Genomic DNA, 13,684 nt, shown 5'->3' with positions numbered 1-13,684 from the left:
TGATTTTCAAGTTCGTGATCGCCGGCGACCTCAGGCCGCCAAGGGCGACAAGCCCGACCTCCAACCACGCGCCTGGGACGCGCAGATCATCGTTCGCTACGGCGATGCCGCAACGTCCGGTTCGTCGGTGCTCCGTCTGACTCCTCCCTTGGGCCAGCCTTGCTGTTCAGGCAACTTCATCGATGGAGCACTCTTGCTCAATCGATGAAGCAAGAATTGCCACCAATCCCCATTGGTGTCAAGGTGGCTCACGAAACGGAGATGAAATGTGAATCGGACGCCGCAGACGAAAAGGACGACGATCTACGATCTGGCGGAACTGGCGGGGACCTCGGCCAGTGCCGTCAGCGCCGTGCTGAACGGCAACTGGAAGAAACGGCGCATCAGCGTCAAGCTCGCCGAGAAGATCACCAAGCTCGCCGAGGAACAGGGCTATGCGCTCAACATGCAGGCCAGCGTCCTGCGGCGCGATCGCTCCAAGATCATCGGCATGATCGTCCCCAAATACGACAACCGCTATTTCGGCTCCATCGTCGAGCAGTTCGAGGCGCTTGCCCGCGAGCGCGGCCTCTTCCCGATCATCACCTGCACGCGGCGCGATCCGGCGCTCGAGCTGGAGGCGGCGCGCGCCATGCTGTCCTATCAGGTCGACTGCCTGGTCGCGACCGGCGCCACCGATCCCGACCGCGTCATGGACCTGTGCGCCGCCGCCGGCGTCAGGACGATCAATCTCGACCTGCCCGGCGCGCGCGCACCGTCCGTCATATCCGACAACTACGGCGGCGCGCTCGAACTGACACGCCGCGTGCTCGCCAATTGCGAGAAGGAATACGGCGAAAAGACCCCTCTCCTGTTCGTCGGCGGCCGCGGCACGGACCACAACACGATGGAGCGCGTGCGGGGATTCCGCGATGCCCATGCGCAAGCGGGCGTCGTGCTGGACGAAACGCTGGTGCTGACCTGCGGCTACGCCCCCGAAAAGGCGGAAAACGCCATGAAGCAACTGGCCGGGCGCACCAGCAACCTGCCGCGCGGCATGTTCGTCAATTCGACGATTTCGCTGGAAGGCGTGATGCGCTGGATCCGCAGCTCAGGCCACTACGCGGATCGCGTGCCGCAGCTCGGCTGCTTCGACTGGGATCCCTTCGTCGCCATGCTCGGCGACCATATCGAGATGATGCGGCAGGACGTGCCGAAAATGCTTGAAGCGGTCTTCGCCATCATCGATTCCGGCGCGACCGACCTGACCGTCGTGCAGATACCGCCGATCGCCGAAAAGATCGGCTGACCGGCCGCCGCCGGCGACGGCAGGCAGCCAGATGCAGCGTCTTGTCATGCCCGCGCGAAGAGCGATATCGTTCCTTTTCGGCCGTGCGACCGGGCCTGCAAATCCGTCTTGCTCGACGCGTAAAATGGCCGTTGCATTCTTGCAGAAAAAATGTAGGAATTCCCTTCGAGACTTGCAGAAAAAATACAAGTTATTGAACGAAGCCTCCAGATTCAGGACAGCGCCATGACCGCCACGCCGCTTACAGACCGCAAGAACGCCGCCATCTCGCGCGGTGTGGGCATGACAACGCAGATCTACGCCGACCGTGCGGAAAATGCGGAGATCTGGGACAAGGAAGGCAATCGATACATCGATTTTGCCGCCGGCATCGCAGTCGTCAACACCGGCCATCGCCATCCGCGCGTCATCGAGGCAGTCAAGAAGCAGCTCGACCGCTTCACCCACACCTGCCATCAGGTCGTGCCCTATGAAAACTATGTCGAGCTGGCCGAGCGCCTGAACGCCATCACGCCCGGCAACTTCGCCAAGAAGACGATCTTCGTCACGACGGGCGCGGAAGCCGTCGAGAACGCCGTCAAGATCGCCCGCGCCGCGACCGGGCGCCAGGCCGTCATCGCCTTTTCCGGCGGCTTCCACGGCCGCACCTTCATGGGCATGGCGCTGACCGGCAAGGTCGTGCCCTACAAGGTCGGGTTCGGCGCGATGCCGGGCGACGTCTTCCACGCGCCCTTCCCCATCGAGATGCACGGCACGACGGTCGAGCAATCACTTAGCGTGCTCAAGAAGCTCTTTGCCGCCGATGTCGACCCGAACCGCGTCGCCGCGATCATCGTCGAGCCGGTGCAGGGCGAAGGCGGCTTCTATCCGGTCCCGGTCAGCTTCATGAAGGCGCTGCGCGAGATCTGCGACCAGCACGGCATCCTGCTGATCGCCGACGAGGTGCAGACCGGTTTTGCCCGCACCGGCAAGCTCTTCGCCATGGAGCACTACGGCATTGCGGCGGACCTCGTGACCATGGCCAAGGGCCTTGGCGGCGGCTTCCCGATCGCAGCCGTCACCGGCCGCGCAGAGGTCATGGATGCGCCCGGCCCGGGCGGCCTTGGCGGCACCTATGCCGGTAATCCGCTCGGCGTGGCGGCGGCCCATGCCGTGCTTGACGTCATCAAGGACGAGGATCTGTGCAACCGCGCCGAAAACCTCGGCGCGCGCCTCAAGCAGCGCCTCGCCTCGCTGCAGGACAAGGTTCCGGAAATCGTCGATATCCGCGGTCCGGGCTTCATGAATGCCGTCGAATTCAACGACGTCGCAACGAAGCAACCAAGCGCCGACTTCGCCAACAAGGTGCGCCTGAAAGCTCTTGAAAAGGGCCTGATCCTGCTCACCTGCGGCGTCCATGGCAACGTCATCCGCTTCCTCGCGCCGATCACCATCCAGGACGAGGTTTTTGCCGAGGCCCTCGACATCCTCGAGGCTGCAATGATCGAAGCCCGCGCCGCCTGACCGGCGTCGCAAACGACTGAACCTGATCTCCCACAAGGCGACACCCGGGGCATGCTCCGGGTGAACGCCCTTTCATTTCCGGAAGGAACAAAATCATGGCCTTCTACGATGCTCTCACCCGGCACTTGAAGTCGACCGAATTCCTGCGTGATGCAGGCTGTGTCAACGGCAACTGGATCGGCGGCAACGGCGCGGCGACCTTCGACGTTTTCAACCCCGCGACCGGCGAAAAGCTCGCGACGCTGCCCGAAATGGGCGCGAGCGAGACCGCTGCCGCCATCGACGCGGCCCACAAGGCACAGTCCGCCTGGGCAGCCCGCCCGGCCAAGGACCGCAGCACATTGCTGCGCAAGTGGAACGACCTGATCGTCGCCAATGCCGACGAGCTGGCCGCGATCCTCACCGCCGAAATGGGCAAGCCGCTGCCGGAAGCACGCGGCGAAATCCTCTACGCCGCCTCCTATGTCGAATGGTACGCGGAAGAGGCCAAGCGCATCAATGGCGAGACGATCCCCGCCCCGTCGGTCGACAAGCGCATGCTGGTCATCAAGCAGCCGGTCGGCGTCGTCGGCACCATCACGCCGTGGAACTTCCCGGCAGCGATGATCGCCCGCAAGGTTGCCCCGGCGCTTGCCGTCGGCTGCACGGTCGTCTCCAAGCCGGCCGAGCAGACGCCGCTTTCGGCGATCGCGCTTGCCGTGCTCGCCGAAAAGGCCGGCATTCCCGCCGGCGTCTTCAACGTCATCCTCGGCACCGACGGCCCGGCTATCGGCAAGGAGCTCTGCTTCAATCCGAAGGTGCGGAAGATCTCCTTCACCGGCTCGACGGAAGTCGGTCGCATCCTGATGCGCCAGTGCTCCGACCAGATCAAGAAGGTGAGCCTGGAACTCGGCGGCAATGCGCCCTTCATCGTCTTCGACGACGCAAATCTCGACGCGGCCGTCGAAGGCGCGATGGCCTCCAAGTACCGCAATGCCGGGCAGACCTGCGTTTGCGCCAACCGGCTCTACGTGCAGTCGAACGTCTATGACGCCTTCGCCGAGAAGCTTGCAAGGAAGGTCGCCGAACTTTCGGTCGGCAACGGTTTCGACAAGGGCACGACCATCGGCCCGCTGATCGAGGAAGCCGCGATCGACAAGGTCGAGGCGCACATTGCCGACGCCGTTTCCAAGGGCGCATCCGTGGTTGCCGGCGGCAAGCGCGTCGAGGGCAAGGGCACCTTCTTCCAGCCGACGGTGCTGAAGAACGTTGCCCGCGGCATGGCGGTCGCGAAGGAAGAAACCTTCGGCCCGCTCGCCCCGCTCTTCCGCTTCGATACGGTCGAGGACGTGATCGAGCAGGCGAACGATACCGAATTCGGCCTTGCCGCCTACTTCTTCGCCGGAGACCTGAAGAAGGTCTGGAAGGTTGCCGAAGCACTGGAATACGGCATGGTCGGCGTCAATACCGGGATCATCTCCTCCGAGGCCGCCCCCTTCGGCGGCATCAAGCAGTCCGGCCTCGGCCGCGAAGGCTCCGCCCACGGCGCCGACGACTATCTGGAGATGAAATATATCTGCATGGGCGACGTCGCCTGACGATCCAAGATCGCCCCGCCTCGTGCGGGGCGATACCTATGCCGCGTCGATATCCGTCCTGAAGAAGTCATCGCCTTTATAAAGCAGCGGCACGCCAAGCTGCCGGGCGCAGGCATAGGCGAAACAGTCGCCGATGTTCAAGCCAGCAGGATGCCGGCCCTTGCCGAAGCGCTAATACGCGATGACGGCCAATTCACCCGCGTCGCGATCCACTGGCATGACCTCGACGGGAAACAGCTTCAGAAAATCCATGACAAGTGCGAGCGCATCGGTGGGAGCAATCTTGCGATGGCGTCCCAGCCCAAGCGACGTCTCCCAAATGGCCATGGGAGACGTATGCCTGATATCGGCTTGCTGAAGTTTCATCAGCAGCGCGTCCGCTCCGTCCTCTGAAGCCAGGATCGCGACAAGCGCCGAGGCATCGACGAACATCCGTCAATCCTCGTAGAGGCTGTCGATAAAGGCTTTGTCCGCGGGCGGCCCCACTTTCGGGTATTTTGCGTCAAGGTCGCGGATGAAGGCCTTGGCTCTGTCCACCAGCGTCGGCTCGCTCTCGACCCGCGCCAGTTCATGCGCTAGCGCCTGCCGCACCGCCTCGGTCTTGCTGACCTTGCGCAGCCTGGACAGCCGTTCGGCAAGCCGGTCGACCTCTTGGTCCTTAACATAAAGCGGCACGGTATATCCTTCCCTTTCAGGAGGCATATATAGCATGGGGTGCCCCTGCCTGAAAGATCAGGCCGGTTTCACCGCCTTCGGATGCGCCGCCTGGAAGGCCGGGAGCGACTGGCAGGTCTCGGCAATCCGGCACACCCGTTCAAGATGGGTGATATCCACACCCCAGCGCTCGGCATTGTAGACCTGCGGCGCGAGGCAGAAATCCGCCATGGTGGGCGTATCCCCGTGGCAGAAGGCGCCGGTGGCAGGATTGTCGAGCAGCGCTTCGACGGCGGCAAGGCCCTCGCCGATGAACTTCTTCATCCAGCCGACGCGCACCTCCTCCCCTCCGCCGGTAATTTCCATGACATGGCCCACGACGCCGCTGTTGCAGACGGCGTGGATTTCCATGGCAATGGCGCAGGAGATCGTGCGCACCCGTTGCCGTCCGAGCGGGTCGGCGGGCAGGAAACGCGCCTCGGGGCGCGTTTCCGAGAGATATTCGATGATCGCGAGGGATTGCGTCAGCGTCTGCCCGTCGATCACCAGCGCCGGAACCAGGCCCTGCGGATTGCGGGCGCGATGCTCGGGCGAGCGCTGTGCGCCCGCCACAAGATCGACGGAGACCCGCCGATAGGCGAGGCCGAGACTTTCGAGCGCGATGCGCACGCGGTAACTGGCGGAAGAGCGCCAGTAGTCGAAAAGGACAATGTCTTCGCTCATCGCTCAGTTCTTTTCGTAACGCTGCACGGTCTGTTCGATCGCGCCGAAGATCGAATGGCCGGCCTTGTCCTTCATCTCGATGCGCACGATGTCGCCGAATTTCATGAAGGGCGTCTTCGGTGCGCCGGTCGCGATCGTCTCGATAGTGCGAACCTCGGCGATGCAGGAATAGCCCGCGCCGCCCTCGGAAACGGGCTTGCCGGGGCCGCCGCCGAGCTTGTTGGAAACCGTGCCGGAACCGATGATCGAACCGGCGACGAGGGGCCGGGTCTTGGCCGCATGGGCGACGAGCTGGCCAAAGTCGAAGGTCATGTCCACGCCGGCATTGGCCTTGCCGAAAAGCTTGCCGTTGAGGGAGACGAGCAGCGGCAGATGCAGCTTGCCGTCCTTCCAGGCCTCGCCCAGTTCGTCCGGCGTTACGGCGACCGGCGAGAAGGCGGAGGACGGCTTCGACTGGAAGAAGCCGAAGCCCTTGGCAAGCTCGGCCGGGATGAGGCCGCGCAGCGACACGTCGTTGACGAGCATGACGAGGCGGATCGCGTCGCGCGCCTCCTCCACGCTCGCGCCCATCGGCACGTCGTCGACGATGACGCCGATCTCGCCCTCCATGTCGATGCCCCAGGTCTCGTCACCCGCCAGGATGGGGTCGCGCGGGCCGAGGAAGCTGTCTGAGCCGCCCTGGTACATCAGCGGGTCGGACCAGAAGCTCTCCGGCATTTCCGCATTGCGCGCCTTGCGCACGAGTTCGACATGATTGACGTAGGCCGAACCGTCCGCCCACTGATAGGCGCGCGGCAGAGGCGAGGCGGCATCATGTTCGTGGAAGCGCATCATCGGCTGTGAGCCAGTCTCCAGCCCCTCGGCGACCCGCTCCAGCCGCTGCGCGACATGCGCCCAGTCGTCCAGCGCCGCCTGCATCGAGCGGGCGATATGCCCCACTTCGGAGCAGCGCGTCAGGTCACGCGAAACGACGACCAGGCGGCCGTCGCGGGTGGAATCCTTCAATGTCGCAAGCTTCATACGCTTCTCTCCCGATCTTGTTTCCGGCCATCGGATCGTGTCATCTTCCGGCCCGTATCTCCACCCTCGTGCGCCGCTCCCACGGCGCATCGCATTTTCGAGGAAATCCCGCTTGAACCGAACGGTCCGAAATTCCCTGCTGCTCGTTGCCGCCTTTACCGCCGCAACGGCCGCCATCCTTTATACGATGGGTCAGCCACTGATCTGCAAGTGCGGATATGTGAAACTCTGGCATGGCGTTGTGGTTTCTTCGGAAAATTCGCAGCACCTGTCCGATTGGTATACGCCAAGCCACATCATTCACGGCATTCTGTTCTTCGGCTTTTTCACCCTGATCTTCAGGAAGGCGAGCATCAATGTGCGGCTCGCCCTCTCGCTCGTCGTGGAATGCGCGTGGGAAATCCTCGAAAACACCGACATGATCATCAACCGCTATCGCGAAGCGACGATCTCGCTCGATTATTTCGGCGATAGCGTGATCAATTCGAGCGCGGATATCCTCGCCATGGTCGTCGGCTTCTTCCTCGCCGCACGCCTGCCGGTGTGGGCAAGCATCGCGATCATCATCATCTTCGAGGCGACGACGACCTGGCTGATCCGTGACGGGCTGACGCTGAATATCCTCATGCTCGTCTGGCCGCTGGAATCGGTGAAGGCCTGGCAGGGCGGCTAGGGTCGTCGTTCCTGCACGATGCCGGGGCCTCACTTGATGCCCGGCGTGCCGTCGAACCTGCGTTCCAGCCCATCCCAGCATTCGATATAGTTGTCCTGCAGCGTCTCCAGTTCGGCCGCAAATCGGGTGAGTTGCTGCGGAAAACGCGTCTCGAACATGAAGGCCATGGTGTGGTCGAGCTTCACCGGCTTCAGCTCGCTGCCGGACGCCTTTTCGTAGCCCGTCGCATCCGGTCCGTGCGGCAGCATCATGTTGTGCAGGCTCATGCCGCCGGGCACGAAGCCCTCTTCCTTGGCGTCGTACTGGCCGTGGATCAGGCCCATGAACTCGCTCATGATGTTGCGGTGATACCACGGCGGGCGGAAGGTGTGCTCGGCCACCAGCCAGCGCGGCGGGAAGATGACGAAGTCGATATTGGCGGTGCCCGCCTCTTCCGTCGGCGCCGTCAGCACCGTGAAGATCGACGGATCGGGGTGGTCGAAGAGAATGGCGCCGACCGGTGAATATGTTCTGAGATCGTATTTGAACGGCGCATAGTTGCCGTGCCAGGCGACGACGTCGAGCGGCGAATGGCCGATGTCCGTCACATAGAACTTGCCGCACCATTTGACGTGGACGCGGCAGGGCGTCTCCTTGTCCTCGTAGGCGGCGACGGGGGTCTTGAAATCGCGCGGATTGGCAAGGCAGTTCGCGCCGATCGGCCCACGGTCCGGCAGGGTGAATTTCGCGCCGTAATTCTCGCAGACATAGCCGCGCCAGACATCGCCCTCCCCGATGCGGGAGACCTTGAACATCATGCCGCGCGGGATGAGGCAGATCTCCAGCGGCTCGACATCCATGATGCCCATCTCGGTGAAGACGCGGATCGCGCCGAGCTGCGGCACGACGAGCAATTCGCCGTCGGCATTGAAGAAATAGTCGTCCACCATGTCGGCGGTGAACGTATAGGCGTGCGCAGCCATGCCGACCTGGGTCAGCACGTCGCCGGCCGTCGTCATGGTGCGGATGCCTTCGAGGAAGTTCAGCGTCTCCTTCGGGGCTGGCAGCGGGCTCCAGCGCAACTGGCCGAGCGGCAGCGAATGATCGTCGAGGCAGGGCGCGGTCTTCCAGTGCGGATAGGCGGCATGGGAAAGCGGCGCGTGTGCCGCACGCTCGGGCGGATGCGGTAGAGCCAGGAGCGCTCGTTGGTGCCGCGCGGGGCGGTGAAGGGCGAGCCCGAAAGCTGCTCGGCATAGAGGCCATACTCACATTTCTGCGGGCTGTTCTGGCCCTGCGGCAGCGCGCCGGGCAGGGATTCCGTCTCGAAATCGTTGCCGAAGCCTGGCATGTATTTCAGGCTGTTGGCGCTCTCCAGGGTGCGATCCGGCATGGCTTGCCTCCTCTGCGAAGCTCCCTATCTGATGGTTGGAAATGTAACCGTCCATTTTGCAACCATCAAGGCGACCACCCTGGCGCACGCTCGCCGCACTCCCCCCCTGTGAGCGCCCACGCGGCCCGAAGGACTGACAACGCATCACGCGGATGAATCGATCCGGCCGGATCGATTCAAAGCTTTCATTGGACGGTGATTCCGCGCTCCAGCAGACTGAGGCGCATGAAGAACACCCTTCCCCGTCTGCCGGACATCCATTGTTTTCGCCGTATCGATGCGGCAAGCGACATGGCCCGCTTCTATCTGCTTTCGCTGGAGCCGACACTGTTCGGCGAGGTCGCCGTGCTTCGCCACTGGGGCCGCATCGGCACGCGCGGCCGGCAGGCCCTCAGCCTGCATTCCACATTGGCCGAGGCTGAAAAGACGCTGGCGCGCCAGATCGCAAGGCGGCGCAAGCGTGGATACACCGAAGCCTGAGCAACCAGGGTCAGCCGGATTTCTATCGCCCGCTGTCGCGGAGGACCCTCAACCGCGCTCCTTGACCGTCTCCATCGCAACGTTCGTCGAGGTATTGGCGACATAGGGCAGGTTCGAGATGCGCTCGCCCAGCACCAGCCGGTATTTCTTGATGTCGCGGGTGCGGATCTTCAGGAGATAGTCGAAGCGGCCGGCAATCATGTGGCACTCCTCGACCTCCTTGATCTTCTTGACCGCCGCATTGAAGCTCATCAGCGCATCCTCCTGCGTGTTGGTGAGTTTCACCTCGGCAAAGGCGATATGGTCGAGGTTCATCTTCGAGGGGTTGAGGATCGCCTTGAAGCCCTGGATGAAGCCTTCCGCGATGAGCCGCTTGAAGCGGTTCTGGCACGGGGTCTTGGAAAGGCCCACCTTCTCCGCAAGCTCGGCCACCGGGATACGGCCGTTTTCCGTGAGTTCCTCGAGAATTTTTCGGTCGAACGCATCCAACGACCCATCAGACTGGGAAATATCGGGCAAATCACCCTCCAATGTTCAAAAAATAGATGCAACTAGCCTAATTGAACGCGATTTGAAGTCCATTTGTTTTTTTACGTCGTGATATTGTCCGCGCCAGTTTCCCGGATATCATGCAAACCGCTTCTCATAGGTCCCGCCATGCAGAAACCTTTCGCCGACTTCGCCTCACCAATCCGCCCGCAGAGCGAGCTGCGCCAGACGATCACGGCGGCCTATCGCCGCCCGGAGACCGAGTGCCTGCCGCCGCTCGTTGCAGCAGCGCGCGTTACCGAAACGCAGCGCTACGACATCCGCAGCACCGCCCGCACGCTGATCGAGGCGCTGCGCGCCAAGCACAAGGGCACCGGCGTCGAAGGGCTGGTGCAGGAATATTCGCTGTCGAGCCAGGAAGGCGTGGCGCTGATGTGCCTTGCCGAGGCGCTGCTGCGCATTCCGGACACCGACACGCGCGACGCGCTGATCCGCGACAAGATCGCCGAAGGTGACTGGACCTCCCATATCGGCGGCGGCAAGTCGCTCTTCGTCAACGCCGCCACCTGGGGTCTCGTCGTCACCGGCAAGCTTACCTCCACCGTCAACGATCGCGGCCTTTCCGCCGCCCTGACGCGCCTTATCGCGCGGGCCGGCGAACCAGTCATCCGCCGCGGCGTCGACATGGCGATGCGCATGATGGGCGAGCAGTTCGTCACCGGCGAAACCATCGAGGAGGCGCTGAAGCGCTCCAAGCCGCTCGAAGCGCGCGGTTTCCGCTATTCCTACGACATGCTGGGCGAGGCCGCGACGACCGCGGCCGATGCCGACCGCTACTACCGCGACTATGAGAAGGCGATCCACGCCATCGGCACGGCATCGGCCGGCCGCGGCATCTATGAAGGCCCCGGCATCTCGATCAAGCTCTCCGCGCTCCACCCGCGCTACAACCGCGCGCAGGCCGCCCGCGTCATGAGCGAACTGCTGCCCAAGGTGACGGCGCTCGCGGCGCTCGCCAAGAAATACGACATCGGCCTCAACATCGACGCCGAGGAAGCCGACCGGCTGGAACTGTCGCTCGACCTGCTCGAGGGCCTGTGCTTCGACGCGGCTCTCAAGGGCTGGGACGGCCTCGGCTTCGTCGTGCAGGCTTATGGCAAGCGCTGCCCCTTCGTGCTCGACTACATCATCGATCTCGCCCGCCGCTCCAGCCGGCGCGTCATGGTGCGCCTCGTCAAGGGCGCCTATTGGGACGCCGAGATCAAGCGCGCGCAGCTCGACGGCCTCGAAGGCTTCCCGGTCTATACGCGCAAGATTTACACCGACGTCGCCTATGTCGCCTGCGCCCGCAAGCTGCTGGCCGCGCCGGATGCCGTTTTCCCGCAATTCGCCACCCACAACGCGCAGAGCCTCGCCACGATCTACCAACTCGCCGGCCCGGATTTCGCCGTTGGCAAGTATGAGTTCCAGTGCCTGCACGGCATGGGCGAACCGCTTTATGACGAGGTCGTCGGCAAGGAAAAGCTCGACCGGCCCTGCCGCATCTATGCGCCGGTCGGCACGCATGAGACGTTGCTCGCCTATCTCGTCCGGCGCCTGCTCGAAAACGGTGCCAACTCCTCCTTCGTCAACCGGATTTCGGACCCGAAGGTTTCGGTGGAATCGCTGATCGCCGATCCGGTCGACATCGTCGCCGCCATGCCGGTCGTCGGTGCACCGCACGACCAGATCGCGCTACCGAATGCCCTGTTCGGCAAGAGCCGCGAAAACTCCAGGGGTCTCGACCTTTCCAACGAAGTGACGCTCGCCGAACTGTCGGCCGAGCTTGCCGGCACTGCGGCAATGCAATGGCATGCCGCGCCGCTGCTTGCGGACGGCTCTGCCGCCGGCGAGACGAGCGACGTGCTCAACCCGGCCGATCACCGCGATATCGTCGGCCGTGTCACCGAGGTGAAGGCCGAGGATGCCGAGCGGATCGTTGGCCTCGCCGCCGACAGCGTCGCGGCCTGGGCCGCCGTTTCACCGGCAGACCGTGCCGCCTGCCTCGACCGGGCGGCCGACCTCATGGAAGCCCGTATCGAGCCGCTGATGGGCATCATCATGCGCGAGGCCGGAAAATCGGCGGCAAACGCCATCGGCGAAGTGCGCGAGGCAGTCGACTTCCTGCGCTACTATGCCGACCAGGCCCGCCGCACGCTCGGCCCTGCCCACCTGCCGCTTGGTCCGATCGTCTGCATCAGCCCGTGGAACTTCCCGCTCGCCATCTTCACCGGACAGGTCGCGGCCGCTCTCGTGGCCGGCAATGCCGTTCTGGCAAAGCCCGCCGAGGAAACGCCGGTCATTGCCCATGAAAGCGTGAAGATCCTGCATGAAGCCGGCGTTCCGGCCGGTGCGCTGCAATTCGTGCCCGGCGGCGGGCGCGTCGGCGCGGCCCTCGTCGGCGCGGACAAGACGGCCGGCGTCATGTTCACCGGCTCGACAGAAGTTGCCCGCCTGATCCAGGCACAGCTTGCCGAACGCCTCTCGGCGACCGGCAAGCCGGTCCCGCTGATCGCCGAAACCGGCGGCCAGAACGGTATGATCGTCGATTCCTCCGCCCTTGCCGAACAGGTCGTCGGCGACGTCATCGCCTCGGCCTTCGACAGCGCCGGCCAGCGCTGCTCGGCGCTGCGGGTGCTCTGCCTGCAGGACGATGTCGCAGACCGCACGCTCACCATGCTGAAGGGCGCGCTCAAGGAACTGACGCTCGGCCGCACCGACAGCCTCAACGTCGATATCGGTCCGGTCATCACCGCCGAGGCGCGCGACGGCATCAACCAGCATATCGAACGCATGCGCGGCCTCGGCAACAAGGTCGAGCAGGTGTCGCTGCCGGCCATCGCCGAACATGGCACCTACGTTCCGCCGACCATCATCGAGATCAAGTCGCTCGCGGACCTCAAGCGTGAAGTCTTCGGCCCGGTGCTGCATGTCATCCGCTTCCGTCGCGCCGATCTCGACAAGCTGATCGACGACATCAACGCGTCCGGCTACGGCCTCACCTTCGGCCTGCACACGCGCCTCGACGAAACGATCGCGCATGTCACCAGCCGCATCAAGGCGGGCAACCTCTACGTCAACCGCAACATCATCGGCGCGGTCGTCGGCGTCCAGCCCTTCGGCGGGCGCGGCCTTTCCGGCACCGGCCCCAAGGCCGGCGGCCCGCTCTATATCGGCCGCCTCGTGCAGAAGGCCCCCGTGCCGCCGCAGCAGGATTCGGTGCACACCGATCCGGTGCTGCGCGACTACATCACCTGGCTCGACCGCAAGGGCAGGACGGGCGAAGGCGAGACGGCGCGCGGCTTTGCCAACCGCTCGGCGCTCGGGCTGCTGCGCGAACTTGCCGGCCCCGTCGGCGAGCGCAATCTCTATGCGCTGCATCCGCGCGGCACCGTTCTCCTCGTGCCGAAGACCGAAGCCGGCCTGCTGCGTCAGGTCGCGGCGGCGCTCGCGACGGGCAACCAGCTCGTCATCGACAGCGTCGAACCGCTGAAGTCCGTCCTGGCGGACCTGCCCTCTTCCGTCGCCGCCCGCATTTCGTGGACGACCGACTGGCAGAAGGACGGTCCGTTCGCTGGCGCGCTGGTCGAGGGCGAGGCCGAGGACGTGCGCCACGTCAACCGGAAGATCGCCGCCCTTCCCGGCCCGCTCGTTCTGGTGCAGGCAGCAACGAGCGAAGAGCTGGCCAACGATCCGGAAGCCTATTGCCTCAACTGGTTGCTGGAGGAGGTCTCCACCTCCATCAACACGGCCGCCGCCGGCGGCAATGCCAGCCTGATGGCCATCGGCTGATCAAGCAATCCGCCCGGGCGTCCAGAAGGACGCCCGGGCCTGCCTTCGGCACACAACTCGCGAAGGCCACGTGCATT

General features: G+C 64.1%; 10 protein-coding genes and 2 pseudogenes. 6 read left to right on the top strand and 6 right to left on the bottom strand.

The window, feature by feature from the left end; all coding sequences use genetic code 11:
- Window positions 1-268 precede the first annotated feature (268 nt).
- The 3 genes from WA950_RS10385 to WA950_RS10375 all read left to right on the top strand — a co-directional run bounded on the left by WA950_RS10385 (window position 269) and on the right by WA950_RS10375 (window position 4,368).
- The gene (locus tag WA950_RS10385; RefSeq protein ID WP_424551633.1) at window positions 269-1,288 is read left to right on the top strand and encodes a LacI family DNA-binding transcriptional regulator; all 1,020 of its coding nucleotides are present in this window, start codon (window positions 269-271) and stop codon (window positions 1,286-1,288) included.
- A gap of 225 nt (window positions 1,289-1,513) precedes the next feature.
- Window positions 1,514-2,791, top strand: a complete 1,278-nt coding sequence (locus WA950_RS10380) for a 4-aminobutyrate--2-oxoglutarate transaminase (RefSeq protein WP_424551632.1) — start codon at window positions 1,514-1,516, stop codon at window positions 2,789-2,791.
- Window positions 2,792-2,886: 95 nt separating this feature from the next.
- Window positions 2,887-4,368, top strand: coding sequence for an NAD-dependent succinate-semialdehyde dehydrogenase (locus WA950_RS10375; RefSeq protein WP_424551631.1), 1,482 nt, complete (start codon window positions 2,887-2,889; stop codon window positions 4,366-4,368).
- 36 nt (window positions 4,369-4,404) lie between these two features.
- Here WA950_RS10375 and WA950_RS10370 read toward each other — a convergent pair.
- The 4 genes and pseudogenes from WA950_RS10370 to WA950_RS10355 all read right to left on the bottom strand — a co-directional run bounded on the left by WA950_RS10370 (window position 4,405) and on the right by WA950_RS10355 (window position 6,765).
- Window positions 4,405-4,800 (bottom strand): annotated as a pseudogene (locus tag WA950_RS10370) (type II toxin-antitoxin system VapC family toxin).
- A gap of 3 nt (window positions 4,801-4,803) precedes the next feature.
- On the bottom strand, window positions 4,804-5,043 hold the full coding sequence (locus tag WA950_RS10365; RefSeq protein ID WP_424551630.1) for a type II toxin-antitoxin system VapB family antitoxin: 240 nt from the start codon (window positions 5,041-5,043) through the stop codon (window positions 4,804-4,806).
- 57 nt (window positions 5,044-5,100) lie between these two features.
- Window positions 5,101-5,745 (bottom strand): maleylacetoacetate isomerase, encoded by a 645-nt coding sequence (maiA, locus tag WA950_RS10360; protein WP_424551629.1) that lies wholly within the window; start codon window positions 5,743-5,745, stop codon window positions 5,101-5,103.
- A 3-nt stretch (window positions 5,746-5,748) separates the two neighbouring features.
- Window positions 5,749-6,765, bottom strand: coding sequence for a fumarylacetoacetate hydrolase family protein (locus tag WA950_RS10355; protein WP_424551628.1), 1,017 nt, complete (start codon window positions 6,763-6,765; stop codon window positions 5,749-5,751).
- A gap of 88 nt (window positions 6,766-6,853) precedes the next feature.
- Between WA950_RS10355 and WA950_RS10350 the strand changes: the two genes are divergently transcribed.
- Window positions 6,854-7,438, top strand: coding sequence for a DUF2585 domain-containing protein (locus WA950_RS10350; protein ID WP_424551730.1), 585 nt, complete (start codon window positions 6,854-6,856; stop codon window positions 7,436-7,438).
- Window positions 7,439-7,467: 29 nt separating this feature from the next.
- Here the strand turns inward: WA950_RS10350 and hmgA are convergent.
- Window positions 7,468-8,807, bottom strand: a pseudogene (hmgA, locus tag WA950_RS10345) (homogentisate 1,2-dioxygenase).
- 225 nt (window positions 8,808-9,032) lie between these two features.
- Between hmgA and WA950_RS10340 the strand changes: the two are divergent.
- On the top strand, window positions 9,033-9,287 hold the full coding sequence (locus WA950_RS10340; RefSeq protein ID WP_424551627.1) for a WGR domain-containing protein: 255 nt from the start codon (window positions 9,033-9,035) through the stop codon (window positions 9,285-9,287).
- A gap of 48 nt (window positions 9,288-9,335) precedes the next feature.
- Here the strand turns inward: WA950_RS10340 and WA950_RS10335 are convergent, their stop codons facing one another.
- Window positions 9,336-9,806, bottom strand: coding sequence for an Lrp/AsnC family transcriptional regulator (locus WA950_RS10335; protein WP_424551626.1), 471 nt, complete (start codon window positions 9,804-9,806; stop codon window positions 9,336-9,338).
- Between the two features lie 138 nt (window positions 9,807-9,944).
- Here WA950_RS10335 and putA point away from each other — a divergent pair, with 138 nt between their 5' ends.
- On the top strand, window positions 9,945-13,607 hold the full coding sequence (gene putA / locus WA950_RS10330) for a trifunctional transcriptional regulator/proline dehydrogenase/L-glutamate gamma-semialdehyde dehydrogenase (protein WP_424551625.1): 3,663 nt from the start codon (window positions 9,945-9,947) through the stop codon (window positions 13,605-13,607).
- The last annotated feature ends 77 nt before the right edge of the window (window positions 13,608-13,684 follow it).

The organism is Shinella sp. (assembly GCF_049651085.1).
Lineage (GTDB): Bacteria > Pseudomonadota > Alphaproteobacteria > Rhizobiales > Rhizobiaceae > Shinella.
Note: the sequence above shows the minus strand (reverse complement) of the source record. Positions and strands in the feature narration are given on the sequence as shown.

Coding starts and splice junctions, on each gene's coding strand:
- WA950_RS10355 (WP_424551628.1), bottom strand. CDS start 6,765: ATGAAGCTTGCGACATTGAAGGATTCCACCCGCGACGGCCGCCTGGTC.
- WA950_RS10340 (WP_424551627.1), top strand. CDS start 9,033: ATGAAGAACACCCTTCCCCGTCTGCCGGACATCCATTGTTTTCGCCGT.
- WA950_RS10375 (WP_424551631.1), top strand. CDS start 2,887: ATGGCCTTCTACGATGCTCTCACCCGGCACTTGAAGTCGACCGAATTC.
- putA (WP_424551625.1), top strand. CDS start 9,945: ATGCAGAAACCTTTCGCCGACTTCGCCTCACCAATCCGCCCGCAGAGC.
- maiA (WP_424551629.1), bottom strand. CDS start 5,745: ATGAGCGAAGACATTGTCCTTTTCGACTACTGGCGCTCTTCCGCCAGT.
- WA950_RS10380 (WP_424551632.1), top strand. CDS start 1,514: ATGACCGCCACGCCGCTTACAGACCGCAAGAACGCCGCCATCTCGCGC.